This is a genomic window from Acetobacterium malicum subsp. dehalogenans DSM 11527 (genome assembly GCF_000472665.1).
Lineage (GTDB): Bacteria > Bacillota > Clostridia > Eubacteriales > Eubacteriaceae > Acetobacterium > Acetobacterium malicum.
The window spans coordinates 1-26,677 of the sequence record NZ_AXAC01000048.1 but is presented as its reverse complement, the minus strand read 5'-3'; the positions used below and the strand labels follow the sequence as shown (position 1 = coordinate 26,677).

Here is a 26,677-nt window from a genome sequence, read left to right as displayed (position 1 = left end):
GTAAATATGATCTTCATATTCGTTACGGAAATATTTGATGGTGGTCAGTACCGGGTTGGGAGCGGTCTGACCGAGGCCGCATAGGGAACCGTCTTTGATCTTGTAACACAGTTCTTCGAGCAGTTCAATGTCGCCATCCTGTCCTTCTCCCTGGGTAATCCGGTTGAGGATTTCCAGCATCCGGGTGGTGCCGACACGGCAATAGGTGCATTTTCCGCAGGATTCTTTACAGGTGAAGTCGAGGAAGAACCGCGCCATGTCCACCATACAGGTGGTTTCGTCCATGACGACCATCCCGCCGGAACCCATAATGGCGCCGGTTTTGGTAATTTCGGCGTAGTCGATCGGGGTAGCCAAAAGACTGGCGGGGATGCAGCCACCGGAGGGGCCGCCCATCTGCACGGCTTTAAAAGCTTTATTGGCTTTGATGCCGCCACCGATGTCAAAAATAACATCGTGTAGGGTCAGGCCCATGGGGATCTCCACCAGACCGCCTTTTTTGACCTTGCCGGTGAGGGCAAAGACTTTGGTACCTTTGCTCTCGGCGGTGCCCAGGGCGGCATAGGCATCACCGCCGTTACGGAAAATCCAGGGCACGTTGGCGAAGGTTTCGACGTTGTTGATGTTGGTGGGTTTGTTCCAGTAACCTTTCTGAGCCGGGAAGGGTGGTTTGAGCCGTGGCATCCCCCGTTCCCCTTCTAATGAAGCGATCAGGGCGGTTTCTTCACCGCAGACGAAGGCTCCGGCACCGGCTTTGATGCGCAGGTCGAAGTCAAAACCGGTTTCTAAAATATTTTTTCCCAGATAACCTTTTTCCCGAGCCTGATCAATGGCCTTCTGAAGCCGGACGATGGCCAGGGGGTATTCGGCTCGGACGTAGACGATCCCTTCGTTGGCACCGATGGCTTTAGCGCCGATTAACATCCCTTCGATCAGGGCATGGGGATCGCTTTCGAGGACGGAGCGGTCCATAAAGGCACCGGGGTCACCTTCGTCGGCGTTACAGACCATATATTTGGTGGTCCCGGGCGATTTTTTGGCGGCGTCCCATTTGAACCAGGTCGGGAAACCGGCGCCGCCCCGGCCTTTTAAGCCGGCGACTTTGACGGTTTCGATAATCGCTTCCGGGGTCATTTCAGTCAGGCATTTTTTAGCGGCCAGGTAACCGTCAACGGCCAGATAGTCGTCAATCCGTTCGGGATCGATGATCCCGGAGTTGCGCAGGACAATCCGTTTCTGTTTGCCGATCATGGTGAGATCTTCCTGAGAGATCTGCAAATCCGCGAGTTCTTTTTGGGCGACGACATAGTCGTCAATGATCCGCCGGGCATCTTCGGTAGTGACATTGACAAAGGTGATCTTCTTGCCGGCATCGTCAACCACGTCAACGATCGGTTCGAGATAACAGGTGCCAATACAGCCGGTTTGTTCGACTGACAGATTTAAACCTTTTTCGGCAATGATGGCTTCAAAGGCGGTCTGGACTTTGTGGGCACCGGCGGCGATGCCGCAGCTGCCTGATCCGATTACGATTTTCATGCGGTCACCTCCTGGGCGCTTGTCTCTAAACCAATAACATCACTCTTGGCAGCTTCTTTTAACTCGGCCAGAATATGGGTNACCTTGTCNCGGGTCAGCTGACCGTAGGTNTCGTCGTTGATCATCATNACCGGNGATAAGCTGCAGCANCCCAGACANGCCACGTTGTTNAGGGTGAACAGTCCGTCGGAAGTGGTTTCGCCTTCTTTGATGTCGAGGTAGTCCATCACGGCTTCTTCGACCTGTTTGGAGCCGTTGACGTGACAGGCGGTGCCCTGACAGAGCATGATCAGGTATTTCCCCACCGGTTCAAAGCGGAATTGGGTATAGAAGGTGGCCACCCCGTAAACCTTGGCAATGCTGGTGTGGGTTTCCAGGGCAATATGGCGCATCAGCTCAACCGATAAAAAACCGTAGAGCTCCTGGGCTTTCTGCAGGATCGTGATCAAACTTCCGGGGATGTCGGCGTAGCGATCTAGTACCGGGTTTAGTTCCGCAAAGGGATTTGGCTGATCACCGTGACAACCGCAGCCGCAACCGGGTTCATGATGGTGGTCGTGTGTTTCATGACTCATATGATAAAACTCCTTTCAATTTTGGCAGCTATATTATTTCTGTAATTTATAGTCTCCATAATTATACACTTTTTAACATATAAAAAATTGTATATTTGTTCATAATTTAAGTAAAAAAACGAAAAATTAAAAGCACCGTAACGGTTACGAACCGCTGAAATCCATTCCAGCGGTTCGTCCAATATATTGTTCTTAATTGTTTGAAAATTATTAATATTGTTTGAAAATTATTAATGGGATAGAATTCTCCCACCCCGTTGTAAACCAGTATCTCCCGATCGGACGAATTCTAGTATACCATAGGGTTCAACCATTTCAAAGAAGCCTTCAATTTTATAGCGGGTACCAGTAATTTCGATGACCAGACTTTCTCTCGATACATCGACTATATTGGCCCGAAACATATTTGCAATTTCAACGATCTGAGATCGGGTTGTATCATCAGCTTTCACCTTGATAAAGACCAACTCTCTGATTATGGAATCGTCGGGTTTCAGTTCGATAACCGTAATTACATCAATAAGCTTGTTTAATTGTTTCTTTATTTGGGTCAAGATTTGATCATCTCCGGTTACAGTAATGGTAATCCGCGAGAGTTCAGCATTTTCGGTGGTCCCTACTGTCAGACTGTCAATATTATAACCACGTCTTGCAAAAAGACCTGAAATGCGGCTTAACACACCGAAATTGTTTTCTACTAATAATGATAAACAGGTTTTTTTCTCCATAATCACTCTCCCTATATCCTTATGAAATCAGGATGAACCTGACATTGAATCAAGGTCGGACCCTGGTGTTTAATCACTTCTGGGAGTACCTTGTTAAAGTCAGCATTTTTATCAACCTTATAACTTTTTATGCCATAGGCTTCGGCCAGTTTCATAAAATCAATATCAAAATTAATGTCTGTTCCGCTGTAATGTCCTTTTCCATAATTATCAAATTGTAACTGCCGTACCATTCCCAACTTGGTATTGGTAATCAGAATAATATTGACATTCAACTGATGTTCAGCGATGACGCCCAGTTCACCCATACTCATCTGGAAGCTGCCATCGCCACAGACAATGAAAATTTCCTTGGGTTTATCAAGGGTTGCAAAAGCTGCCCCACAGGCGGCCGGAATACTGTAACCCATGGTCCCCAATCCGCCGGAAGTATAATATCTTCGGTCCTTTATGATCCGGTAATATAAAGCCGACCAGATCTGATTCAAACCGACATCACCGACAACCGTGGTATTATTCGCGGTCATCTCGGACATATCCTTGAATAACACTTTAGGGTTGATCAAATCGCTACACGGCGGATCAGCATCGTAAACCAATGGGTTGTTAATACGAATCGTTTCTATTTCAGCCAGCCAGGCCGCATGATCCTTAATGGTATCCTTTTGGATCAACTCGGATAAAACAGTTTTGGCATCCCCTACAATCGGGATGCTAGTTTCCATATTTTTGCCAATTTCCGCAGGATCGATATCAATATGGACAAAATCAGTATCTTTCTCGAATTTAGTTAAATGGGATGTGGCCCGATTGGACATCCGGGCACCAATATTAATTATTAAATCGGCTCCATTCATTACGACATTGGAATACTTATAACCATGACTGCCGACGATACCACAGTATAAGGGGTGATCTTCCGGAAAAGCACCAATCCCCATCAACGAAGTAATCACCGGGATATTGTTTTTTTCCGCAAAAGCGAGTAGTTCTGTTTGGGCATTTCCCAATACCACGCCGCCACCGGCATAAATAACCGGCTTTTCCGCTTCTTTTATCTTTTTAATTGCCCGCTTGATCTGGCCACTGTGGCCATTCAAATTTGGTTTGTACCCCATAATGTCAACCTTATCATAGGTCAGCCCGGTTTTGACATTTTCCAGTTGAACATCTCTGGGAATATCGATCAGAACCGGACCCGGGCGGCCTGTTGAAGCAATATGAAAAGCTTCTCTGATGATTCTGGGGATGTCCGCCGCATTTTGAACCAAATAACTGTGTTTTGTAAAGGGAGCGGTTGCACCAGTGATATCTGCCTCCTGGAAGGCATCTGTTCCGATTAGTGCCCGATCCACCTGGCCGGTAATGGCGACAATTGGAATTGAATCAAGGTAAGCGGTTGCAATGCCGGTTACCAGATTGGTTGCTCCAGGTCCGGATGTTGCTAAACATACGCCAACACGCCCAGACTCTCTGGCATATCCACTCGCATAATGCGGTGCTGTCTGCTCGTTTCGCACTAAAATATGTTTAATTGGAGATGTTCTAAATGCTTCATAGAGGGGCAACAGGGCACCTCCCGGATAACCAAACACAAACTCAACATTTTCTCGTTCGAGACATTTTAAAATTAATTTTGATGCTAACAGTGGAATCACTCCCTTTTTAAGTATTTCCGATTATCATATTAAAATTTAAGCATTTTGTCAATGACTTTTTTCTCTCTAGACAAAGAGATTTTTGCATGGAAGCACCCGAAAGTCAAATTAACTATTTTTATAGATGGTTAGTTTTCCCAACAGCGGAGTTTTAACTGAAATTGCGCCGACCGGGCACATTTCCTGACAGCAATAGCAACGAATACAACGGTTATAAAAATACAACGGGTATTTTCTTCGTTTCCTTTCAACAATTCGAATGGCCTTTTTCTCAACCGGACAGCTATCTTCGCAGACCCCGCAGCCGATACATTTTTCCTTATCAACCACCGGCTTCTGGATAATGAAATCCTGAATCGGTTTTAATGCAGAAAGAGTCGATGGTTCACCTTCATGAACAGGAATCCGCACCACGTCAAAGTCGGGATTGTAAAACTTCTCAAATGGATCCCCCAGAATTTCAATGTTTTCTTCGGTCCAATAACCCAGTTCCATTTCTTCACCAAAGGTAATCGTAGGAATGAAGGTAGGATCCAGATTAATCATTCTGGCAAAGGTCGCATCCAGCGCCACCGGGTCATCCGAAACCAGTAATACATTCATTGGCACGGGTTTTCCTGACGCCGGACCATTACCTTCCATGGCAACAATTCCATCCATGACAAAAAGTCTCAATTTGGGGATGAGATAGCGATTTAAATCCACCAACATTTTTGAAAAACTTCTGACATTCGGATAATGAGCATGGGACATCCCCTTATTTAATCCATAAACGCAACCAAATTGATTTTTAATGGCTCCAGTGATCCGGGTTAGACCATGAGTTTTCATTTTGGATAGACTGATAATCGCATCACTCTCTAAAACACCCTGGGCAATATCAAATTTCTTGGTTCCGATGCCCAGAAAAAAATCCATCTGTTGACCCTGACTGAATTCTTTTAATGGTACCTTATACTTAGCCGCAATGGCAGCAAGACCACTTTCTTTAGCGGCTCCGGAGGGTGATCCGAAACCTGGTGAGTCCCCATAGGCAAGGTGGCTATAATCAGCCTCTTGCAGTAGTCGAATCATCGCTTCAAATACTGCCGGATGTGTTGTAATGCCAGCGTCTGGAGTTTTTCCTCTTAGCAGATTGGGTTTGAGTAAAATTCTCTCTTGCTCGTTTACGAATTGTTCGATCCCGCCGAGGAGTTCAACGGCCGCTTTCAATTTCTCATAAACCAGTTCATTATCATAGGATTCACAACCCATAATAACAACACGGGATTTTTTATTTTCCATTTTTCTCAATGCCTCTTTCCGTTATTCTGATTTTTTTCTCTTTTAATAGTTTACCCACAGCGCGCTTAAAAGAACTCTTACTCATATCAAATTCTTTTTTTATTATAAACGCCTCGGTTTTATCATTATACGGCAAGAAACCTTGGCTTTCGTTTAATTTTGTGAGAATAACAACGGCATCTTTGGGGATTTCTTTATAGGCTTTTTTATTCGGACTCAAAACCAGCTTTCCGTCATTCCGGATTTCAGATACCCGGGCATGGATTTTTTCACCACAATGAATGTCAGAGTTAGCATCTTTGATCAGAATCAAACCGTGATACAGATTATCAATGGCCACAAAGGCGCCAATCTCTGGATTGATCTGATAAACATATCCTTCAATCCAATCACCCATCTTGTAGGGCGCACCGACTTTCAGCAGCGGATAAATCTTCATTGTCGCGCATAAGCGGTCACTTTTATCAGTGTACAGATTAACCAGATAATCCCGACCTTTTTGGACCTTGACGGTCTGCTCATTGTAAGGAAGCAACAGATCTTTTTCCAATCCCCAATCCAGAAAGGCACCGACCTTGGTAACATCCGCAACCTTAAGAGCGGCAAATTCGCCCAACTGAATTTTCGGTTCCCGGGTTGTCGAAATCAGTCGATCCTTTGAATCCCGATAAACAAATACTTCAATTTGATCACCAGCCCGGACATTCTTTGCCACTTCTTTTTCCGGCAACAAGACGACGTCAGTCGTATCGAATCCGTCCGATAAATACGCACCAATGGGCGTTATCCGTTCGATGGTCAGTGTTTGTACTTTTCCTATTTCTATCATTTTTTCAACCTCTTTTATTTTAGTAGCTAGGCATAAAAAAGGCCGTGTTCATCACACAACCCTTGTTTTACCAATTATTTCATGTTTTTTAATTCGCGCCGATTCTGTTCAATTTGATCGTTCATTTCTTTTAATTGTATCTGAAAACTATAGAGCAATTTGTCTGCATAGTTTTGCGTTCCTGTTTTTAATGCCTTTGCACTTACATTTGCATTTCGCATAATCTCATTGGCATTAGCGGTGGCATTTTTTGTTATTTCATTCGTATCAATTAATTCTCTCAGCCGCTTTTCTGCCTCAGCTTTAATATGGTCTGCTTCACTTTGGGCGGCAAAAATGATTTTTTTTCGTTCGGCGACGATTTTTTTTGCTTCTGCCAGTTCTTCCGGCAGTGAATCTCTGATTTCATCAATGATCTCTATTACTTCTTCAGGATTTACTAACGCTTTAGATGAAAAGGGAAGCGTGTTTCCTTTTTCCACGACTTCTTCTAATTCTGCCAATAAGTCAAGTACCCTCATTTCATACATCCTTCCTCATACTTCTTTTGTATCGCTTTTTCAACGTTCTTAGGGAGAAAATCGGATACGTCTCCCTGATATTTAACAAGTTCTTTTACTAAAGTCGAGCTTAAATAAGAGTGTTTATTGCTCGTTATCATAAAAAATGTTTCAATCTCATTATCAAGATGCTTATTGGTTAATGCCATTTGAAACTCATATTCAAAATCCAAAAAAGCCCGAAGCCCCTTGACAATGATATTGGTATTTCTCATTTTTGCATAATCGATCAGGAGTCCATCGTAGAAATCAACCTCAACGTTTTCGATTCCAGAAAGACAATCCTTAATCAACCCCACACGTTCCTCGCAGTTAAAAAGATAGTTTTTGCTGCTGTTAACCATCACACAAACTATCAACTTATCAAATATTTTTGTTGCTCTTTCAATCATGTCAAGATGACCTTTTGTTATGGGATCAAAACTCCCGGGGTAAACTGCAATTTTCAAGCTCATAATTCTCCCTAGAATAATAACTAATTGTCGTGATACCGTATTTTTTTGACTTGTAACACGTTAATTTATTTTTTACTAATGGCATTATAACAGATTTTTCTGTTTCTATCACTAATTTTCCATTTTCCGAAAGAATTTCTTTTTCAGAAATCATTTCTAATAATTGAAAAATCTCATCGACCTGACAATAGGGCGGATCCATAAAGATGATATCGCACTGGACCTTATTGACCGCCAGCATTTCCACCCCACTACGGGCCGACTGGTTAAAGACGCGGGCGCGATTTTCATAACCCAGCAGGCTGATGTTTTTTTTTGTTGTTTGGATACTCTCGCTGGAAACATCAAAAAAATAAGCCAACGGCACGCCCCGGCTGAGTGCTTCCAGTCCCATGGCACCCGTTCCCGAAAATAAGTCCGCAAATATGGTGGCCGCTCTTATTTCATTCTGGAGGCTGTTGAAAATCGCCCCCTTGATTTTGTCAGCGGTTGGCCGGATCCCATCGCCTGCGATGGGTACCAATTTTTTACCGCGCTTTTCACCAGCAATTATTCGCATTTTTTCTCCTAGTTAAATGATATATCTGCTATATCGATATAAAATGATTTCAGTACATCGTCTCGAAAGATCATCATTTCGTGGTTGTGGGACTCAAAAATGACCTCGGCAATTTCTTTTGTTCGTTTAATCAAGGCCAGTTCTTCGGTGGGATTAAGTAAACCGAGCTTCGGCAAGCCATGCTGTTTAAAACCAAAATAATCTCCCGGCCCTCTTAATTTAAAGTCTTCATCGGCAATCTTACGGCCGTTGCGATTATTTACAATCACTTTCATCCGGGCCAGGGTATCTTCACTTTTGGAATTGGTAACCAGAAAACAAAAAGATTGATGATTTCCCCGTCCCACCCGACCACGCAGCTGATGCAACTGGGATAGTCCAAATCGTTCGGCACTGAGAATCACCATTGTGCTGACGTTAGGCACATCGATACCAACCTCAATAATACTGGTTGCGACCAGACAATCAATCTCGCCCTGGTTGAATGCCTCGATGATTGATTCTTTATCCTCACTTTTCAGACGACCGTGGAGGCATGCCATCCGAAATCCAGGCTCAATTTTTTGCAACAGTTCCAAATAGACCGATTCCGTATCGCGAACCTCTTCCAGTTCTTCTGACGCCTCGATGAATGGACAAATCACAAAGGTCTGCCGACCTTTTGACATTTGCTCCTGAACAAAACCCAGAATTTTATACAATGACGCTTCATTATAACAGTAGGTTTTAATCGGTTTTCGGCCTTTGGGCAGTTCATCGATATAGGAAACCGACAAATCCCCATAGAGGATCAACGCCAATGTTCGGGGAATCGGCGTAGCACTCATAACCATGGTATGGGGTTGGTTCCCCTTTAATGATAACTGACTCCGCTGCTTAACCCCAAAACGGTGTTGTTCATCGGTTATCACCAATCCCAGATTGTAGTAATCCACCGACTGCTGAATCAGGGCATGGGTACCGATAATCACCGATACCTGGCCCTTGGCAACACGCTCAAGAATCGCTCGTTTTTCTTTGGCTTTGAGGCTACCGGTCACCACTTCGACAGTAATACCAGTATTTTTTAACAGGTCACTAAAGCTGCGACCATGCTGCTGAGCTAAAATCTCGGTGGGAGCCATATAAGCGGTCTGATAACCATTTTGTGCCATCAGAAAGGCGGCAATCACTGCAATAACCGTTTTTCCAGAACCCACATCCCCCTGAACCAGCCGATTCATGACCTGGCCGTGCTCGAAATCGGCGATGATGTCATCAATCACCGATCGCTGGCTAGCAGTCAGATCATAGGGCAAACTGCCAATAAAGGATTCTAAACCGGCAAACAGATTAATTTCAATATCTGAGTACCTTTTTTCCCGGGCGCTGGACATGATCCCCATATTTATTTTTAAAGCTTCATTAAATTTGAGTCGTTCAATTCCCTGAATAACATCTTCGGCCGTTTGGGGAAAATGAATGACCTTCAAGGCGCTTTTCATATCCAGTAATTTTTCAGAAGAACGGATCTCTTCCGGCATCGAATCCCGAACCTCCAGATCGCCCGCAAAAATCTGACTCAAGGCTTTTGGGATGACACTACCAGGAATTCCCTGGATGTTCCGGTACACTGGTGTCAGCTCAAAAAATTTGCCGGGATTACTGGCGATCACAAACTGGGGATTGGTGATTTTTGTGCCACCATAGGCTTTTTTAACCTTGCCATAAAAATAATAATCCTGATTCTCCTGGAAGGTACCTTTCAAATAGGGTTGATTGAAAAACACCGCCGAGATTTTATTTTCTTGCCATAACAGTGGCACCGTAAAAAGCGAAAGATTTCCCCGAATCCGTTGAACCCGGCCTTTATCTAAAACCGTAGCTTTAAGGGAAATTTCCTGATCCTCAAAAAACTGCTCCGGCTTGCCAAAAACGCTGCGATCAATGTATTTTCTGGGATAGTAGGATAACAGGCTCCCGACTGTTTTTATCCCGGCCTTGGCCAGGGCTTCACGCCGCTTGGGTCCAACACCTTTTATTTTTTCCAGTGAATCTTCCCATTTCATGGTTTTTCCTCATGTTATATCTTGTGAATAAATTTCGATTTAAGGCTACTCCACCGACACAATGTAATAGTATAGGGGTTGTCCGCCATAATGCATTTCTACATCGCATTCCTCGAAACTTTCGGCCAGTTCCTCGGCCAGGGTATTGGCATCTTCTTCGGAAACATCTTTTCCGTAATATATCGAGATCAACTCACTATCCTCGTCGACCATATCACTGAGCAGTTCTTCGGTTACAGCCTTAATGCTTTTTCCAGTGAACTTGATTTCGCCTCCGGTAATACCGATGACATTGGATTTTTTGATTTTTAAGCCATTGATTTTCGTGTCTCTGACGGCGTAAGTTACTTCCCCGGTTGCCACATGATTAATTGCTTCTGACATCGCTGACGCATTCTCAGCCGGTGTTGTTTCCGGCGAAAATGCCAGCATCGCCGCAATACATTGGGGAATGTTCTTGGACGCGATGACGTGAACTTGCTTATCAGATATTTCGCTGGCTTGTTTAGCTGCCATAATAATATTGCTGTTGTTGGGAAAAATAAAAATGGTTTCGGCATTTAGTTTATCTACTTCATTTAAAAAATCCTGGGTACTGGGATTCATCGTCTGACCACCTGAAATCACTCGGGTCACCCCAAGATCTTTAAACAGCTTCGTTAATCCATCGCCCGGAGAGACCGCAATAAACCCATAAGGTATCAGCACCTCATCCGGTTTGGTTCCCTTGGAAGCAAATTGTTCCCGCATATTGTCTATTTTTATACGGATTAAACTGCCGAGACTACCGGCCCGTTCCAATGCCAAACCAGGATTATCGGTATGTAGATGAACCTTAACAATCGCATCATCTTTAACAACCACGACACTGTCTCCGAGCGTATTTAAATACGCTCTCAAATCGCTGTCATCTACTTCTTCGGCTTCCTGAATAATAAACTCTGTGCAATAGCCAAAGGTTATATCTTCAGGTTTCATATGGGAGTCATCAACAAATTTGTCCAGGTTACTCGATTTAATCTCCAGCTCCACCCCCAATTCTTCGTTAAGCAGTGCTTTAAGAGCCCCTTCAACAATACAAATAAGTCCCTGCCCGCCGGCATCAACCACACCAGCTTCTTTTAATACCGGAGGCATCTCTGGGGTCTTTTCCAACGTGACCTTACCATGATGAATGACATCGGCCATAAAGCTTTCCAAGCTGTCGTAGGTGTCGTATTTCGCCATCGCAAACTCACCCATTTCTCGGGCTACGGTGAGAATCGTTCCTTCGGTAGGTTTCATTACCGCCTTATAAGCCACATCGGAGGCCAGCTTTAAAGCACCGGCTAATGATGCAATATCCAGATCTTCCTGAGCTTTACAGCCTTCTGCAAAGCCTCTCAGTAATTGTGAGAGAATCACACCTGAATTCCCCCGGGCCCCAATCAAGGCTCCTGATGAGGCTGATTTGGCCACACTATAAACATTCAGTTTTTCAATCTTATCAAATTCAGAAACCGAATGACTAAAGGTAAGTGACATATTCGTTCCAGTATCACCATCCGGCACCGGAAATACATTGAGTTCGTCTACAATTCGTTTATTGATCTCTAGATTTTTCGCCCCATAACGAAACATTTTTATGAGCATTTCACCGTCAATTGTCTGGGTTTTCATTCTGTCCTCCATTTACACACGCACACTGACTACATTCACACTGATGCGTTTCACTTTTAATGATGTTTCTTTTTCCACCCGGTATTTTACATTGGATATGATATTTTCAGCAACAACCGAGATTTTTATCGCATACTCAACAATGACATAAAGATCAATCACTAATCGATCGTCTTCGATGATCACACCCACACCCTTATTCGCCTGTTCTCCGGAAAGAATTTCGATCAGACCATCTTTTCCTCGTTTGTGAGCCATTCCTACCAGTCCATAGCATTCCATAGCAGCGTTTCCAGCAATATCCGCAATTGCTTTTCGGGTAATATCAATATATCCTAACTCATTATTTACTTTCATCGAATTGCTCCTTTTATTTTTATTTCTCTATTTTACATAATAATTCCACTTAAGTCAAAATTTCTATTGCTTTATTTTTAATTCTCATGATATAATACACCTTGTTTTATAAAAGGTAAGCGTAAGGGAGGTTATGTCATGGCTAAAGAATGTTTTGTATGTAAAAAAACCGTTGTTAGTGGCAACCAGGTTAGTCATTCAAATAAACACAATAAACGAGTTTGGAAACCCAATTTGCAAAGAGTTAAAGTTGTAATTGAAGGCACACCACAACGAATTAGTGTTTGTACACGTTGTTTGAGATCCGGTAAAGTCGAAAGAGCTTAGTCTCTTTTATCTGCGGAACCATAGTTGAAGAGTCTTTAATCGGACTCTTTTTTCTTGTGTCAGAACCAAATGCCAGACGAGTAGCACTCGTTTGGCAGCCATCTGACACCACTCAAAACCCAGACTCTCTGATACATTTTATTTTCAACAAACACTTCTTACTTCTTCTAATCTTCCGGAATAACGATCAGTAGCAGCCCCTTTTTAAAAGCGATACACTGTGTGCTATCATTCGTCACATTGCTGATACCATAAGGCTTGTCAATGGTCATTTGCCCTTCATCAATGGGGTATTCAAATCCAGTAATCGTCAGCCCCTCCACCACTCCACCAATCGGCAATATCGAAACAATCGTACCAGTCGGAAAATTAAATGTTGTCGTTTTTCCTATCATGCAAATGTGGTTTTTTTCATTGACCATTTCAGCTTCGATCCCAACATCGATAAACCGTTTCAGTAAATAGATATTACCCAGACTATGATCCATCCGGGAGCCCAGGCCACCGAGAATGATCACTTTATCAGCGCCCATTTTGATGGCATGGGTAATCGCCAGTTCAGTATCTGTCTCATCTTTTTTTGTTGGATAAGATTCAAATTTTATCGCTTTAAAAAACGCCCTGGTTTCAGCCGTAATTGAATCCATATCACCAATAATAACATCCGGCTTGAGGTCAAGTTCTCTGGCATAATTTGCGCCACCATCAGCACAGATCAGGTAATCAGCCTTGATTTTTTTTAGAAATTCTTCATAAAAACCTTTATCGTGATACTCCCCATTTGTAAAAATGATCACCTTCATCAATATTGTTCCTTTTTTATTTCATCCAGCAAGCTTAAATAATGTTCATAACGGACGGCACTGATTTCGCCAGCTGCCACCGACTTTTTAACGGCACAGCCCGGCTCTTCATTGTGAAGACAACTTTTGAAGCGGCACTCGCCCCGTGAAAATTCCGGAAAATACTCCCGTAGTTCTTCTGGTTTGATCATTTCTGAAATCTTATATGAAGAAAAGCCTGGGGTATCCAGTAAATAGCCGCCGTTCTTGGTTTCCAGCAATTCGACATGACGGGTCGTATGTTTACCTCTTTTTAATTTTTGACTCAGTGCCCCGGTCTCCATCGTTTGATCCGCACACAAATAGTTGGCCATAGTCGATTTACCAACCCCTGATGGACCTGCCATAAAAGCCGTTTTACCGCCTATTTCACTGATAATCTTATCCATCGTCTCCGTATCATTCTTGCTGAAAAAAAACAGCTTATATGGGGTTTTTTCGTAGATCTCTTTAATCGCGATTTCCTCCGCTGTACTTGTCAAATCACGTTTTGTAAAACAGACAATCGGTTTAACATATTGAATTTCTGAACTGATTAAAAGCATGTCCAGAAGCAATAAATTCGGTTTCGGATTTGTCATTGAAAAGACAATGAGGCCGATATCGACATTAGCAACTGGTGGTCTTAAGAAAATATTTTTGCGAGGCAAAATTGACTCGATCATCCATTCTCCAGGATTATCCGATTGAATCATCACTTCATCACCAACAGTGGGGATAATTTTCTGATGTCTTAATACACCTCTAGCCTTACACTCCAATACACTATTGTCTTGATCAGTTTTTACATAATAAAATCCGCCGATGCCCTTAATAATTTTTCCCGCTATTTGTTCGTTTGATATCAATATTAATCCTCCTTGTTCAAATTTTAAATTCTTTATGAGATCGCAGCACCTTTTAAATTAAATACGGGTTTCTATAATCAATTGAAACATCGTTTCAGTCGGACCTTTCATGGAAATGTACGAATTGAATGCTTAATTGTTATATAAACCCGTAAATATCATCTAATATTTTTTGTTAATCATTATTTATAATCAGAACTCAATGTAACCCGTTCCAACGCTAGATCCATCAATAAAGACCTCATAGGTTTCTCTACCAACGCCTTCGACATTAACTGAAAACACATCGTCTGACATATTGGTGCCCTCATAAATCAACGTCTCAGTTTTATCCGCCGCGGTTAAGACAACCTTGACTTTAACCGATTTGGCCGGAGTTGTTTGAATATACTCACTTAAATCAATCGTCAATTTCTGTGTTGATACTTTTCCGCTGCTGACCACAATCGCCACATCTGCCCCTTTAGCAACCTGATTACCATCGGTGGGGGACTGCTTCATGACCATTCCTTTTGAGTAATCAGAGCTGGTTTCATAGGTTATCGCACCTACTGTCAACCCCGCATTTGTGATGGTACTCTTGGCATCAGCCTCGGTCTGACCAATAACACTTGGTACGGTGACCAGATCTTCACCCTTACTAACATAAATGGTAACCTTAGTCCCTTCGTTAGCAGTTGAATTGCCACTAGGATTCATTTGGAAGACAATGTCGGCATTATAACTACTGTTGTACTCCCGTTTAATTTCACCGACTACGAAGTTGGCCGCTTCTATAGCTTTGACTGCTTCTGTCTCACTTAATCCGATTACTGACGGAACGGTTCCGGTTTTTACACCTTTACTGACGGTTACCTTGACGGTTTTCCCACTTTGTAGTTCTTTCCCGCTTTCCGGATTTTGTGTAATGATCTGTCCCGCTTCAACATCAGCATTGTAAACTTCTTTTTCAATTTCCAGAACCAGATTCAGCTTTTCTAAGGTCGATTTTGCTTCCGTCGCTGTCTTTCCTTTTACGTCCGGCACTTCCACCGTCTTCCCTGAAAAGAAAGCAAATGCCATCACGCCGATGGCGACAATGGCCACAGCAGCAAAAACCGAAACAAGAATGATCTTACGTTTCTTTTTTCGGGCGGCTGTTTCTTTAGGTGTTTCATAATAATATTCGTCATCTTCCTCTTCTTCATCGGCACGGACAGTGGCGTGACTGCCAGTATTCTCCACATGAAAGAGACCTTCGCGAATAATATGGGTATCGTTTCCGAGGTGATTTCCATCCCCAGTCACAAAACTCAGGTTTTCCAACACCGCTTCAAGATCTTCCGTCAGCTCATCGGTATTCTGATAGCGCTCGTCCGGCTTTTTCTGAGTCAGTTTAACAACAATCTGATTGACCCGTTCCGGTATTTTTGGTTCCAGTAATTTAGGTGGGACTATCTCTTCCTGAATGTGTTTGATGGCGATGGTAACGGTGTTTTCTTCATCAAAGGGAAGCTTCCCCGTTAGTAATTCATAGTATAATATCCCCAACGAATAGAGATCTGAACGTTCATCCACAAAGCCACCCTTAGCCTGTTCCGGTGAAATATAGTGAACCGAACCCATGGTTTGATTGGTCATAGTAACGGTTGAACTGGTAATCGCCCGGGCAATTCCAAAATCAGCCACCTTGGGAACGAGGTCCCGGGTTAACAGAATATTGTGTGGTTTAATGTCCCGATGAATTATTTTGTTTTCGTGGGCACAACGTAAAGCATTGGAGATATCCATCACAAATCGGGTCGCTTCGGTATAATCAAGACGCCCTTTTCTCATTAAATATTGTTTCAGGGTTATCCCATCAACATATTCCATAATGATGTAGTAGATATTATCCTGAACGCCAACATCATAAACGCCGACAATATTAGGGTGGGATAAACAGGCAACTGCCTGGGATTCACGATCAAATTTTTTGATAAATTGTTCATTTTCGGTATATTCTTCACGCAATACTTTAACTGCCACATACCGATTCAGTTTTAAATCTCGAGCTTTATAAACATAGGCCATCCCGCCTCGTCCAATCAACTCCACTATTTCGTAACGTTTTCCTAAGGTTCTACTGAGCATTAGGCACTCCTTCCAGAGGCTTGAACAGGACAACCGTTATATTATCCTTGCCTCCGTTTATGTTTGCCAGATCGATGAGTTTTTTTGCTGCATCTTCCAGACTATTTTCCAAAATAATGGTCTTCATATCCTGATCACAAACCATATTAAAAAGGCCATCCGAACAAATAAGATAGATTGCATCCGGATTGATCTCATAACGATAAAAATCTACATTGACTGAATTGTCCGTTCCCAAGGCCCGGGTGATTACGTTTTTTTGGGGATGTATTTCTGCTTCTTCCTGGGTTATTTTCCCTTCATCGACAAGGATCTGAACAAGAGAATGGTCTTTCGTCAAGCGGATGATTTCGTCCACGGTAATACTATAGGTGCGGCTATCGCCGACGTGACAAATACATAAATAATTCCCGTCAACGATGCACATGGTCAAGGTGGTTGCCATGCCTAAACGTGCGGGTTCATCATCACCAATTTTTTTGAGTTCTAAATTAATGGATTTTACAAAAGACATCATCTCTTCAGGATCAAAATAATTCTTGATCCCTGATAAATTATTTTTGATAAAATCCACCGCTGTTTTACTCGCTATTTCGCCGCTTCGATGTCCTCCCAGTCCGTCTGCCACTGCAAAAACATAAGAAATACGATCAACGTTTTTTATGGTTGCTGCCAAGTAGGCATCTTGATTTACCTTTCTCAGTGATCCAACGTTGGATCCATAGGCACATTTCATAAACTCACCTTATCCTCATCTCTTTTTTTTCGAAGCTGACCACATGCCGCGTCAATTTCTCTTCCCATTTTGCGTCTCATCGTAACATTAATTCCATGCTTTTCCAGTTCCGCCAGAAAATAACTCAATCGGGGGCTCTCTTTATAAGCGGTTTCCTGGATCTCATTCAACCCAATCAGATTCAAATGGTTTTGACTTCCTTTTAAAAGTTTGATCAATCCGGCTATATCTTCATCACGATCGTTATAGCCCGCAATCAGCGCGTATTCATAGGTAATCCGTCTTCCCGTCTTTTTAAAATAAACTTTACAAGCTTCCATCAATGGCTCAAAATCATAGCGGTTTGCGATCGGCATTAATAATTTTCGGCGTTCCGAAAAAACCGAATGAAGCGATATTGCCAAGTTAATCTGCAGATTCTCTTCAGCCAAAGCTTTAATTCCCGGAATGATACCGCAGGTAGAGAGACTTATTTTTCGTTGCCCGATTCCAAATCCCGTATTGGCGATACGAATAAATTTGATCACTTCATCATAATTCTCAAGAGGCTCGCCGATTCCCATCATCACGATATTAGAAATACGCAGTTTTTCTTCTTTTTCCACTAAATAGATTTGAGCCAATATTTCGCCAGTGCTTAAGTCTCTGATTTTTCCGCCTTTTGTGGAGGCACAGAATTTGCACCCCATATTACATCCAACCTGTGTTGACACACACAACGAAGCGCCATGTTCATAGTGCATCAACACAGCTTCAATGTATTGGCCATCTTTTTGCTCAATTAAATATTTCTTTGTACCATCGTGATGATCTTCTTGTTTAGTTTCAATTTTTCCATGAAACAATTCATATTGATCCGATAACTTTTCTCTCAAGCCACTGGAAAAATTGGTCATCTCACTAAACTTTCCGCATCTTTTTTCATATAGCCATTGATACAATTGTTTCCCACGATACCTGGCCTCGCCAAGGTCGATCATGAGTCCTTCACACTCATTGATGTCTTTGCCAAAAATATTTTCCTTCATGTTTTACTCCTATACTATCAGAGAAGCATTACACTCAACGGGATGCTTTACATAGATTGCTCTATTATATCAAAATAATTGATCGAATTCAATTTTTTCAAAATTCTTTTTTCTCTGTTTAAAGTGGTATCTTTTCTTTAGTCATAATTCATATAATCAGCCAATTACTGGGGCGACTTTGTTATTTTTTTAATAAGCACATAAAAAAACTGTCGCAGCCATCCATTAAAGGGCTGGTATAGGTATAATCATTACCATTGTCATCGGGAATGATCTGTAGCTGGGGAAATTTAACCAGCAGTTTATTAATCTGATTTTCATTTTCATCCTTATTAATGGTGCAGGTTGAATAAAGCAACTCACCTCCAGGTTTTAAATACCGGACGGCGTTTTCAAGTAGGGTCGCCTGTATTTTTACCAGTGCTTTGCGGCCTTCTTTAGTACTGTGATATTTTATTTCTGGTTTTCGTCTAACAACCCCAAGACCCGTACAGGGAGCATCCAATAGAATTTTGTCGAAAGAGGCTTCATCGACCTGTGAAAAGTCGCAGCCATCCTGATCTTCCAGAATGATATTTGTACAACCCAGCCGTTGCATGCTTTGTTCAACAAGTTTCAACCGGCTGGCATAAATATCGCGACCAATAATCTGCCCGTCATTATCCATCATCTGACTCAAATAGGTTGTTTTCCCGCCAGGTGCTGCACACATGTCCAACACGCGATTCCCCGGTTTGGGATTGAGCCGTTCGACCGTTAGCATCGCGGCCTGATCCTGAATTAGAAAATGGCCATCTCGATACAAATGAGAATTCTCAATATTGCTTTCAAAAATCCCCAGGTTTGTCAGATGAACAGCATTAGGCGACAGGTTTCCAGGTACTGTATCGACTCCGAGATCCTGCAAATCTTGGAGTAATTGTTTTTTTGACGTTTTCAGGGTATTACAACGCACCGTAAATGGCGGTTTTTCGTTCAACAGCGGAATGATCGCCTCGGCCTTTTCGACGCCATAGACTTCATAATATTTATGGACAATCCACAGGGGCACCGAAAAACGAATTGATAGCGCTTCCTTTTCATTATCCCAATTTTCGAACTTGAACTCTTTTCCACCACTTTCAATTTTTCGCATGATGTTTCGCAGTACACCATTGATAAAACCTTTCGCCTGAGGTTGAATTTCGGCAGCTAAATTGACCGATTCATTAACAATTGCATAGTTGGGAATCTTATCTAAAAAATAGAGCTGATAAATGGCGATCCTTAATATTTCGCTGATCTCTTTATGCAATTTATTCACCGGTCGGCTACTTTGCTGTTTAATCAGATAATCCAGATAGATCTGATTTTGAAGACAGCCATAAACAATATTTAAATAGAGCCGACGGTCTTCATCTTTTATCGGAAAGCGTAACAAGGTTCTTTTTATTTCCAAATTAGAGTAGGCTCCATCATAGTCAATTTTCAGTAGCGTTTCCAGCGCCAATTTTCGAATATTCATCAATCTCTTGAACCTCTTAATATGATTAGTCTGATCAATGTTAATAAAGACATCAGTGCTGCCGCAACATAAGTCAACGCGGCAGCTCTTAAAACCTTTTTAACCCCAACTTCTTCGCCCGGTTGCAGTAGGTTGTTGTCAACCAGTGCCGCAATGGCACGCTTGCTGGCATTGAATTCTACTGGTAAGGTGATCACTGTAAAGAAGAGGCTAAATGAAAAGAGAATGATTCCCAGATTCATAAACATCGTCCCCCAGCCAGAAGCCTGCCCAAAGAAAAGCCCAATAAAGAAAATAGGCCAGGCTAAATTTGAAGCAAAACCGGTAATCGGCACAATAAACCCTCTAAACCGCAAGGGCCAGTAGCCTTCCTTGTCCTGAATGGCATGTCCTGTTTCATGCGCTGCAATGCCAACTGCTGCCACGCTGGCCTGCTGGCCAACTCCTGAAGACAAACGCATAACTTTACTCCGGGGATCATAATGATCAGTCAAATTTCCAGCGACATTTTCGATACCAACGGTATTTAATCCATTGGCATTTAATAATCGACGCGCCGCATCCGCTCCGGTTAACCCATTTTTAGTCGGTACCTTACTATACGCTTTGTAGGCGCTGCTCACCTGGTGCTGTGCATAGGCGGCAAAAATGATTCCTGGAACAAGTATCAACATGGTCCAATAATATTCTAAAAAAAACATTGCATTTCCCCCTTAATTTTCTAAATCTTAGCACAATTACCTAAAGAACTGCTTAGACTAGTTTAAAACAGTTCCAATTTCCAGTTTTTTCCCACGTAAAAAAACGGTGGCATCCATCCGCTTTTTTCCTGGTGCTTGAACTACACCAATTTTTAGGGCACCATCATGGGTTTTGATAAGCAGACCATCCCGATCATCGGCAATTAATACGGTTCCGGGCTTTTCCTGGCCCTCCCAGACGAGGATCTCCGGTGTGAAGCATTTTAATTTTTCGTCCTGATAGATTACAAATGCTCCTGGCGAGGGATCCGTTCCATTAATCAGATACAGTATTTGCCGGCTGGTTTTTGTCCAATCAATATGGCCGGTATCTTTAAGTATTTTTGCCGCATAAGTGGCCATCGTTTCGTCTTGTGGAACTGGATGTAGCGATCCTGTCATGACCTTTTTCAGGGTTTCAATTAATAAATCTCCCCCTAAAACAGATAAATCCCGATATAGACTTTGAAAGGTCGTGTTCTCGGTAATCGGACATTCTGCCTTTGACAGCATATCGCCAGTGTCCATGCCTTCGCCCATTTGCATTATCGTGACCCCAGTTTTTGCTTTGCCATCGATGATGGCCCGTTGAATTGGGGCTGCGCCGCGATACTCCGGCAAGAGTGAGCCATGGATGTTTAAGGCTCCAAAGGGGGGCATTTCTAAGATTTCTTTCGACAGGATCTGACCATACGCCGCAACGATAAAGATATCAGCTTCAAAACGCTTCAATTGTTCAATGAATTGAGGGTCCTTAATTTTTTCCGGCTGTAACACTGTGATCCCCAGTTCTAATGCTTTGCTTTTTAACGGTAGAATCTCTACCTTATTTCCTCTTTTATTGGGGCGATCCGGCTGGCAAATTGCTGCGATGACCTGATACTCAGCTGCTACCAGGTTTTCCAGGGCAGGAACACCGAAATCAGTTGTCCCCATAAATATTATCTTGAGTTCTTTCATTTTTCGACGCGATCAATAAACAAGATCCCATCAAGGTGGTCAAGTTCATGACAAACCGCTCGTGCCAGCAGATCCGAACAGAAAAGCTGAAAAACAGTCCCATCCAGATCGGTTGCTTCAACCACCAATGATTCTGGGCGCTTAACTATACCTGATTGTTCTGGAAGACTGAGACAAGCTTCTTCATCCTCTTCTTCACCTTCGGTCGAAATGATGGTCGGATTAATAAAGGTCATCGGTCCGTCACCAACGTCGATAACAAACAAGCGTTTTAAAATACCGACCTGCGGGGCTGCTAAACCGACGCCCTCGGCTTTTTTCATGGTTTCCACCATATCTTCATTCAATATTTTTATTTTTTCGTCTATTTCTTCGATAACCCGAGATTTTTTTCTAAGAATTGGGTCTTCATCAATTCTGATTTGTCGAATAGCCATTATTTCCTCCTAATTCACTTATTATTGCTTCATTAATTATAAATTTTTTTGAATCGAAACCTTTGATTTCAGCTCTTCTATTATACCAAGCCTGATGATTTCTGGCATTAAATTTTGAAAAACGCCTGGTTCCGACGACTTAAGGACAATTTGATAGGTGATGTTTCCACCTCTGGTCACACCAATTCGCACTGGTTTGTAAACTGCATGTCCAATTCCGTATTTTTTTAATTCTTCTTTGATGGCAACATACAGTCGAAACGCGTCGTTTTCCACTTCTCTTTCATTCATTTGAAAAATGCAGAAACTGACCATGTTGACTATCGGCGGGTATTTCATCATTTCACGATAGCGGATTTCGCCCCGATAAAACTCCTGGAAGCTTTCATTCTTAATCGAATAAATTGTTTCATTTTCAGGTTCATGAGTTTGAATCAATCCTTTTGTCGTACCATCCATTGCTTTTTCAAAAAATCGGCTATAAGTCTGATAAACTGTTTCTGAAGCCTGATAGTTCCCCTGATTAAGATCCCGATCAATCAGAACCGCTGCCGCAACCCCAACATTGGTTAAGTTAAAATGTTTGATAATTACCTGGGTACCGATCAAGACATCAATTTCTCCGCTCGCAATAGCCTTGTTCATTTTTTTTATTTCAGCACGCTTCATATTACCCTGCACGGTGCCGATTCGAATCCCCGGAATAACTTTTCGAAGATACTCTTCTAATTGATCGATCCCAAAACCCATGTGCCTGATTTTATCGCTGCCGCAATCCGGACAACGTTGCGGAATCGCCATTTTATATCCGCAATAATGACAATGCAAGGAATGATCATGATTGAAATATTTTAAAGAGATGCCACAATGAGGACATTTTTCAATATGACCACAGTTGCGACATAACACGCTGTTAGCATAGCCCTTATTATTGATAAACAGCACACTCATACGTTTCTGCTCAAATCCGCTCCGCATATACTTAAGCAAGATCCGACTTAAAATGCCCATATTTCCCTGATGCATTTCATTTTGCATATCGATGATTTCAATGGTATGCCGAAGTCTGTGTACTTCGCCAATTTGAATCATTGCCAACTCTTTTTTTTCGATTTGGTACCAGGTTGCAACCCGGGGCGTGTCATCCGCTATGATATAATCAGTCGCCATTATTTCACTTGCTTTTTTGGCAATATCAGCGATATGAAACCGGGGTGTTGAGATACTTATGTGCGATGGATCATGCTCGTCATCAATGATGATCAGACCCAGCTTCTTAAATGGTAAAAACAGCGCCGATCGGACCCCAATCACCACTTTCAATTCCCCTTTTTGAACCCGCTGATGGAGCTCTGACCGTTGTTTTTGGGTGAGCCGTCCGTGAAAAACCCCAACCTGCTCACCAAAGTATTTGTAGAACATTTCCATCCGCTGAAATGTCATATTGACTTCGGGAAAGATAACAACGGCTGATTTATTGGATTTTAACTGATCTTCGATGGCTTTAAAAAACAGTCGATATTTGCTGGCCCCATCAAAAACATGAAAAAAAACACCTGGTTTCACTTTTGTCAATTCCCGGTACTGGTTATAATTATGCTGCTCCCGGCTTGTCAAAATAACTGACTGGTCTTTTTTTTCTGTTCCTGGTAAATTAAGCCGTTGCGCTTGAGCTAAAGTCTTATATTTAATAATGTACTTTTTTAGAATTAATGAACTCAAGCTTTTTTCAAATTGTGTCGATACCATTTTCAGATCTCCCGCCGTCATATCATTGCGGCGTAGGCACTCCATCAACTCGCGTTGTTTTTTTCCTATTTTTTTATCCCGATCAATAGCTTCCTTGCCCAAAGCCGTTAGTCGATAGCTTGTTTCAGCTGAACTATCTTCGCCACTTGAGTCGCTGATAATATTCCAGTTCTTTTTAGCATAAACCACCTTTTTCTCAATGAGAGCAGTTAACACTAGTCGATCTTCAGGTTTTACTTTTTTTATCAGCAGAGCGTTTTTATCGTCAGTAAAATAATGTTCAATGAACCAGTTCTCTTTTAAATTCAGATCAAAACTACCCTGCTTTTTAAAATAACCGATCTCCTGTTTGACTTGCATCGACATCGTAAAATAAGAGAGGGCTTCATAAAATAAAGAACAATAGACGGTCTTCATCCAAAGACATAATTCTATTTGTTCTTTATTTAAAATTGACTGCGTATCAATATTTTCACAAATTTCTTTGGTTTTGCCCGAATAATCAGTTGATTCTTTGATTCGGATGACAAAACCTTCAACCCGCCGATTTCCGATTCCAAATGATACTACAACGCGCATCCCCACTTCAATAACTGCTTCCAGCTGCTGTGGAATTTGATAGTCATAGGCATGATCAATACGTTTGTTCGTCTGGTTTAAAAAAACTTCGGCAATTTTCACGATGTAAATCCTATTCTGTTATAGTTAATGTTTCTTCCGTTTCGTCACTGCTGAATAAAGCCGGAGCTGACTCCTTATCAACTTCGAGAAGTTCATCAATCTCCGGTTCATGAATCTTATGAACGCAGTGGATCATATCTTCGGCGATTTCATTGGTCGCTATTGTGACCGGATTATCGATTTTAATTTTCACCAGCGGTTCATCACCTTCTACTATTTCTCTTGCCCGTTTGGCTGTTGCCAGAACCAGAGAATATTTATTTTCTGCTTTAACAATTAAATCATTTAATGCTGGATATCGCATTGTTACCTCCCAAGTATATCTTCAATTTTATTTTTTAGTCGTTCAGTTCGGCATTTTTCCGCCGTAATAATACTTTGCACCCGTTGTGCCGCATCATCGAGATCGTCATTGATGACAATATAACTGTAATCATCAGCGTTTTTCATTTCTTCATAGGCACAATTTAAACGCATTTCCATTTGTTCTTTACTCTCGGTTCCCCGCTCTTCAATTCGTCGTCGCAGTTCCTGCATCGATGGCGGAACAATAAAAATATAAATACCCTCTTTATAATTGGTTCGAACCTTTGCCGCACCCTGGATATCAATTTCCAGGATAACATCAAATCCGGATTCCAATAAATTTTCTACATAATCCTTAGGGGTTCCATAATAATTTTCATAGACGGTTGCATATTCCAGATATTGTCCTTGTTTAATTCGTTCTTCAAAACTTTCTTTGGAAATATAAAAATATTCCCGGCCATGCTTCTCACTGTTTCTTGGCTGACGTGTTGTTTCAGAAATTGACAGCCGCAGATCCGGATTCTTTCGGCAGATAATCTTACATACACTTCCCTTGCCGGCACAGGATGGTCCCGATATAACAATGAGAATGCCTTTTTCGCGCTCAAAAAAAGGTTCAGTTAATTGTTCTTCTATTAATTCCTTATTTACTACTGGACAATCACTCATAGACTTATTTAACACCCCTACTCAATATTTTGTATTTGTTCTCTTATTTTCTCAATCTCACTTTTAACATCAACTACAATATTCGCAATGGCTAAATCGCTGGCTTTTGAACCGATCGTATTAATTTCGCGATTCACTTCCTGAATCAGAAAATCCAGTTTTCTGCCAACTGGTTCAGTTTCCTCAACCATGTCTTCCAAACGATCCAAATGGCTTTGAAGCCTGGTTAACTCTTCGTCAATGTTTAGCTTATCAGTCATCAGGGCGACCTCAGTCAATAATCGTTTTTCGTCGATTTCAACCGACTCGACGTAGGAGGATATTTTTTCCCGCAGTTCATCTCTATATCGTACCAGCATATCCGGACTTTTTTCTTTGATCTTTTTGACATGATCGCGAACAATACAACAGCGATTGACTACATCTTTTTTCAATGCACTTCCTTCGCGCTCGCGGCTGGCATCAACCTCTTCAAGGGTTTTTTCTAAAACCGGTTGAATTTTCAACCAGATGCTTTCATAATCATCGATGTCTTCTTCAATCATGATAACGTCCGGAAATTTCGAAATCAGAGATAAACTCAGATCATCGCCGATCATCGAATCAAGTCGACGAATTTCGTTTAACACCGAAATATAATTCTTGGCTAAATCCCGATTAAAAACAATGCGACGATTCTTTGTGCCTAATTCCGTGTATTTAATGAATATTTCAATCCGTCCTCTCGCCACACTTTGCGAGACAGTATTCCTGATTTTCTCTTCGATTGGATTAAGGGTTTTAGGAATTTTAACAAAAAAGTCTCTGAATCGATGGTTAATTGTTTTAATCTCAATTGAACAATCGATTTCCTCATCACGATAATCTTTTCGCCCAAAGCCTGTCATACTTTTCATGATGTTTCTCCATTTCGATTTAAATCCACCCGGTTAATTTCAGCCAACAAATAAATGAAATTACTACCAGGCCACTGTTTTTTCGTAATTGTATTTTTATTCAAACTGCAAGATTATTAAGTACTATTGCATAAAAGATATTTTTTACATAGCTACCTAATCAATATACTATATCTAATTCCAATAAAAAAGTCAACGATTCCCTACTTATTGAACACTAAATAGAATTCGATTTTACTTTTCTTAATTGTTTCTTATATCTTGTTTTTAAAAACCCTTTTACATCTATGAAGAACGTGATAAAATCATCCCATCTCTATCCATCTATTCGAAAGACTTGTGGTAATAAGTCAATATAATGTTTAAGAAAAATTTAGAGCTGTTTTTTAAAAAAGGCATCACTAAACAGACCTAATACTATTAGGCTTTTAAAAGGATATGCGCATCGATTTATTAATCGATACTACACACTCCTTTCCGGTGCATAGAGTTGGTGGTTGCGTAGTAGCACATCCACCATGCGCACTAGTTTTCTTGCGGTAAGAACGAGGGCTCGTTTGTGCTGATGTTTGGGAACTTCATGATATT

Annotated in this window: 25 protein-coding genes and 1 pseudogene; 1 reads left to right on the top strand and 25 read right to left on the bottom strand. The window is 41.8% G+C overall.

What is annotated here, in order from left to right; genetic code table 11:
- The 12 genes from A3KS_RS0115870 to A3KS_RS0115815 all read right to left on the bottom strand — a co-directional run.
- Nucleotides 1-1,539: NuoF family protein (locus A3KS_RS0115870; RefSeq protein WP_026395738.1), on the bottom strand; the 1,539-nt coding region annotated here is incomplete at its 3' end.
- Nucleotides 1,536-2,114, bottom strand: a complete 579-nt coding sequence (gene nuoE, locus A3KS_RS21610; protein ID WP_051355945.1) for an NADH-quinone oxidoreductase subunit NuoE — start codon at nt 2,112-2,114, stop codon at nt 1,536-1,538. The genes nuoE and A3KS_RS0115870, both read right to left, overlap by 4 nt.
- Nucleotides 2,115-2,344: 230 nt before the next feature.
- Nucleotides 2,345-2,842, bottom strand: a complete 498-nt coding sequence (ilvN, locus tag A3KS_RS0115860) for an acetolactate synthase small subunit (protein ID WP_026395737.1) — start codon at nt 2,840-2,842, stop codon at nt 2,345-2,347.
- Nucleotides 2,843-2,853: 11 nt separating this feature from the next.
- The gene (gene ilvB / locus A3KS_RS0115855; RefSeq protein ID WP_487249274.1) at nt 2,854-4,500 is read right to left on the bottom strand and encodes a biosynthetic-type acetolactate synthase large subunit; all 1,647 of its coding nucleotides are present in this window, start codon (nt 4,498-4,500) and stop codon (nt 2,854-2,856) included.
- Between the two features lie 108 nt (nt 4,501-4,608).
- A complete protein-coding gene (locus A3KS_RS0115850) occupies nt 4,609-5,784 on the bottom strand; it encodes a DUF362 domain-containing protein (RefSeq protein WP_026395735.1) in 1,176 nt (391 codons plus the stop codon).
- Entirely contained in the window at nt 5,774-6,613 is an 840-nt protein-coding gene (locus A3KS_RS0115845; RefSeq protein WP_026395734.1) for a CvfB family protein, read from the bottom strand. Before A3KS_RS0115845 ends, A3KS_RS0115850 begins: the two co-directional genes overlap by 11 nt.
- A 74-nt stretch (nt 6,614-6,687) precedes the next feature.
- The gene (locus A3KS_RS0115840) at nt 6,688-7,134 is read right to left on the bottom strand and encodes a hypothetical protein (protein WP_026395733.1); all 447 of its coding nucleotides are present in this window, start codon (nt 7,132-7,134) and stop codon (nt 6,688-6,690) included.
- Nucleotides 7,131-7,622: a pantetheine-phosphate adenylyltransferase gene (gene coaD / locus A3KS_RS0115835; protein WP_026395732.1), complete on the bottom strand. Its 492-nt coding sequence runs from the start codon at nt 7,620-7,622 to the stop codon at nt 7,131-7,133. The genes A3KS_RS0115840 and coaD overlap by 4 nt, the downstream gene beginning before the upstream one ends.
- A complete protein-coding gene (gene rsmD / locus A3KS_RS0115830; RefSeq protein ID WP_026395731.1) occupies nt 7,591-8,187 on the bottom strand; it encodes a 16S rRNA (guanine(966)-N(2))-methyltransferase RsmD in 597 nt (198 codons plus the stop codon). Before rsmD ends, coaD begins: the two co-directional genes overlap by 32 nt.
- Before the next feature lie 8 nt (nt 8,188-8,195).
- Nucleotides 8,196-10,235 (bottom strand): ATP-dependent DNA helicase RecG, encoded by a 2,040-nt coding sequence (recG, locus tag A3KS_RS0115825; RefSeq protein WP_026395730.1) that lies wholly within the window; start codon nt 10,233-10,235, stop codon nt 8,196-8,198.
- Nucleotides 10,236-10,280: 45 nt separating this feature from the next.
- Nucleotides 10,281-11,894 (bottom strand): DAK2 domain-containing protein, encoded by a 1,614-nt coding sequence (locus A3KS_RS0115820; RefSeq protein WP_026395729.1) that lies wholly within the window; start codon nt 11,892-11,894, stop codon nt 10,281-10,283.
- A 12-nt stretch (nt 11,895-11,906) separates the two neighbouring features.
- A complete protein-coding gene (locus tag A3KS_RS0115815; RefSeq protein WP_026395728.1) occupies nt 11,907-12,251 on the bottom strand; it encodes an Asp23/Gls24 family envelope stress response protein in 345 nt (114 codons plus the stop codon).
- A gap of 138 nt (nt 12,252-12,389) precedes the next feature.
- Here A3KS_RS0115815 and rpmB point away from each other — a divergent pair, with 138 nt between their 5' ends.
- Nucleotides 12,390-12,578 (top strand): 50S ribosomal protein L28, encoded by a 189-nt coding sequence (rpmB, locus tag A3KS_RS23280; RefSeq protein ID WP_084505041.1) that lies wholly within the window; start codon nt 12,390-12,392, stop codon nt 12,576-12,578.
- 167 nt (nt 12,579-12,745) lie between these two features.
- Here the strand turns inward: rpmB and A3KS_RS0115810 are convergent, their stop codons facing one another.
- The 13 genes and pseudogenes from A3KS_RS0115810 to A3KS_RS0115750 form a co-directional block, all read right to left on the bottom strand.
- On the bottom strand, nt 12,746-13,381 hold the full coding sequence (locus tag A3KS_RS0115810) for a thiamine diphosphokinase (RefSeq protein ID WP_026395727.1): 636 nt from the start codon (nt 13,379-13,381) through the stop codon (nt 12,746-12,748).
- The gene (gene rsgA, locus A3KS_RS0115805) at nt 13,381-14,268 is read right to left on the bottom strand and encodes a ribosome small subunit-dependent GTPase A (RefSeq protein WP_242834782.1); all 888 of its coding nucleotides are present in this window, start codon (nt 14,266-14,268) and stop codon (nt 13,381-13,383) included. The genes A3KS_RS0115810 and rsgA overlap by 1 nt, the downstream gene beginning before the upstream one ends.
- A gap of 192 nt (nt 14,269-14,460) precedes the next feature.
- A complete protein-coding gene (gene pknB, locus A3KS_RS21605) occupies nt 14,461-16,380 on the bottom strand; it encodes a Stk1 family PASTA domain-containing Ser/Thr kinase (protein WP_035356540.1) in 1,920 nt (639 codons plus the stop codon).
- Nucleotides 16,370-17,116, bottom strand: a complete 747-nt coding sequence (locus tag A3KS_RS0115795) for a Stp1/IreP family PP2C-type Ser/Thr phosphatase (RefSeq protein WP_026395725.1) — start codon at nt 17,114-17,116, stop codon at nt 16,370-16,372. Before A3KS_RS0115795 ends, pknB begins: the two co-directional genes overlap by 11 nt.
- Complete coding sequence (gene rlmN / locus A3KS_RS0115790; RefSeq protein WP_026395724.1) at nt 17,113-18,144, bottom strand: dual-specificity RNA methyltransferase RlmN; 1,032 nt, start codon at nt 18,142-18,144, stop codon at nt 17,113-17,115. The genes A3KS_RS0115795 and rlmN overlap by 4 nt, the downstream gene beginning before the upstream one ends.
- A 181-nt stretch (nt 18,145-18,325) precedes the next feature.
- The gene (gene rsmB / locus A3KS_RS0115785) at nt 18,326-19,648 is read right to left on the bottom strand and encodes a 16S rRNA (cytosine(967)-C(5))-methyltransferase RsmB (RefSeq protein ID WP_026395723.1); all 1,323 of its coding nucleotides are present in this window, start codon (nt 19,646-19,648) and stop codon (nt 18,326-18,328) included.
- Nucleotides 19,648-20,349 (bottom strand): zinc metallopeptidase, encoded by a 702-nt coding sequence (locus A3KS_RS0115780; protein WP_026395722.1) that lies wholly within the window; start codon nt 20,347-20,349, stop codon nt 19,648-19,650. The genes rsmB and A3KS_RS0115780 overlap by 1 nt, the downstream gene beginning before the upstream one ends.
- A 57-nt stretch (nt 20,350-20,406) precedes the next feature.
- Nucleotides 20,407-21,348, bottom strand: a complete 942-nt coding sequence (fmt, locus tag A3KS_RS0115775) for a methionyl-tRNA formyltransferase (RefSeq protein WP_026395721.1) — start codon at nt 21,346-21,348, stop codon at nt 20,407-20,409.
- Nucleotides 21,345-21,785, bottom strand: a complete 441-nt coding sequence (def, locus tag A3KS_RS0115770) for a peptide deformylase (protein WP_026395720.1) — start codon at nt 21,783-21,785, stop codon at nt 21,345-21,347. The genes fmt and def overlap by 4 nt, the downstream gene beginning before the upstream one ends.
- Nucleotides 21,786-21,821: 36 nt before the next feature.
- A complete protein-coding gene (priA, locus tag A3KS_RS0115765) occupies nt 21,822-24,215 on the bottom strand; it encodes a replication restart helicase PriA (RefSeq protein WP_026395719.1) in 2,394 nt (797 codons plus the stop codon).
- A gap of 130 nt (nt 24,216-24,345) precedes the next feature.
- A pseudogene (gene rpoZ / locus A3KS_RS24235) lies at nt 24,346-24,519 on the bottom strand (DNA-directed RNA polymerase subunit omega); the annotation flags it as partial.
- Between the two features lie 2 nt (nt 24,520-24,521).
- Nucleotides 24,522-25,193: a guanylate kinase gene (gene gmk, locus A3KS_RS0115755; RefSeq protein ID WP_207637763.1), complete on the bottom strand. Its 672-nt coding sequence runs from the start codon at nt 25,191-25,193 to the stop codon at nt 24,522-24,524.
- 17 nt (nt 25,194-25,210) lie between these two features.
- On the bottom strand, nt 25,211-26,089 hold the full coding sequence (locus tag A3KS_RS0115750; protein WP_051355942.1) for a YicC/YloC family endoribonuclease: 879 nt from the start codon (nt 26,087-26,089) through the stop codon (nt 25,211-25,213).
- Between the last annotated feature and the right edge of the window lie 588 nt (nt 26,090-26,677).

Excerpts from the sequence above, each read along its gene's own strand:
- ilvN (WP_026395737.1), bottom strand. The coding sequence starts at position 2,842 with ATGGAGAAAAAAACCTGTTTATCATTATTAGTAGAAAACAATTTCGGT.
- recG (WP_026395730.1), bottom strand. The coding sequence starts at position 10,235 with ATGAAATGGGAAGATTCACTGGAAAAAATAAAAGGTGTTGGACCCAAG.
- A3KS_RS0115810 (WP_026395727.1), bottom strand. The coding sequence starts at position 13,381 with ATGAAGGTGATCATTTTTACAAATGGGGAGTATCACGATAAAGGTTTT.
- A3KS_RS0115845 (WP_026395734.1), bottom strand. The coding sequence starts at position 6,613 with ATGATAGAAATAGGAAAAGTACAAACACTGACCATCGAACGGATAACG.
- rpmB (WP_084505041.1), top strand. The coding sequence starts at position 12,390 with ATGGCTAAAGAATGTTTTGTATGTAAAAAAACCGTTGTTAGTGGCAAC.
- gmk (WP_207637763.1), bottom strand. The coding sequence starts at position 25,193 with ATGAGTGATTGTCCAGTAGTAAATAAGGAATTAATAGAAGAACAATTA.
- A3KS_RS0115750 (WP_051355942.1), bottom strand. The coding sequence starts at position 26,089 with ATGAAAAGTATGACAGGCTTTGGGCGAAAAGATTATCGTGATGAGGAA.
- fmt (WP_026395721.1), bottom strand. The coding sequence starts at position 21,348 with ATGAAAGAACTCAAGATAATATTTATGGGGACAACTGATTTCGGTGTT.
- A3KS_RS0115795 (WP_026395725.1), bottom strand. The coding sequence starts at position 17,116 with ATGAAATGTGCCTATGGATCCAACGTTGGATCACTGAGAAAGGTAAAT.
- pknB (WP_035356540.1), bottom strand. The coding sequence starts at position 16,380 with ATGCTCAGTAGAACCTTAGGAAAACGTTACGAAATAGTGGAGTTGATT.
- A3KS_RS0115780 (WP_026395722.1), bottom strand. The coding sequence starts at position 20,349 with ATGTTTTTTTTAGAATATTATTGGACCATGTTGATACTTGTTCCAGGA.
- A3KS_RS0115815 (WP_026395728.1), bottom strand. The coding sequence starts at position 12,251 with ATGAAAGTAAATAATGAGTTAGGATATATTGATATTACCCGAAAAGCA.
- def (WP_026395720.1), bottom strand. The coding sequence starts at position 21,785 with ATGGCTATTCGACAAATCAGAATTGATGAAGACCCAATTCTTAGAAAA.
- A3KS_RS0115840 (WP_026395733.1), bottom strand. The coding sequence starts at position 7,134 with ATGAGGGTACTTGACTTATTGGCAGAATTAGAAGAAGTCGTGGAAAAA.
- rlmN (WP_026395724.1), bottom strand. The coding sequence starts at position 18,144 with ATGAAGGAAAATATTTTTGGCAAAGACATCAATGAGTGTGAAGGACTC.
- rsmD (WP_026395731.1), bottom strand. The coding sequence starts at position 8,187 with ATGCGAATAATTGCTGGTGAAAAGCGCGGTAAAAAATTGGTACCCATC.
- A3KS_RS0115850 (WP_026395735.1), bottom strand. The coding sequence starts at position 5,784 with ATGGAAAATAAAAAATCCCGTGTTGTTATTATGGGTTGTGAATCCTAT.
- A3KS_RS0115820 (WP_026395729.1), bottom strand. The coding sequence starts at position 11,894 with ATGAAAACCCAGACAATTGACGGTGAAATGCTCATAAAAATGTTTCGT.
- rsmB (WP_026395723.1), bottom strand. The coding sequence starts at position 19,648 with ATGAATATTCGAAAATTGGCGCTGGAAACGCTACTGAAAATTGACTAT.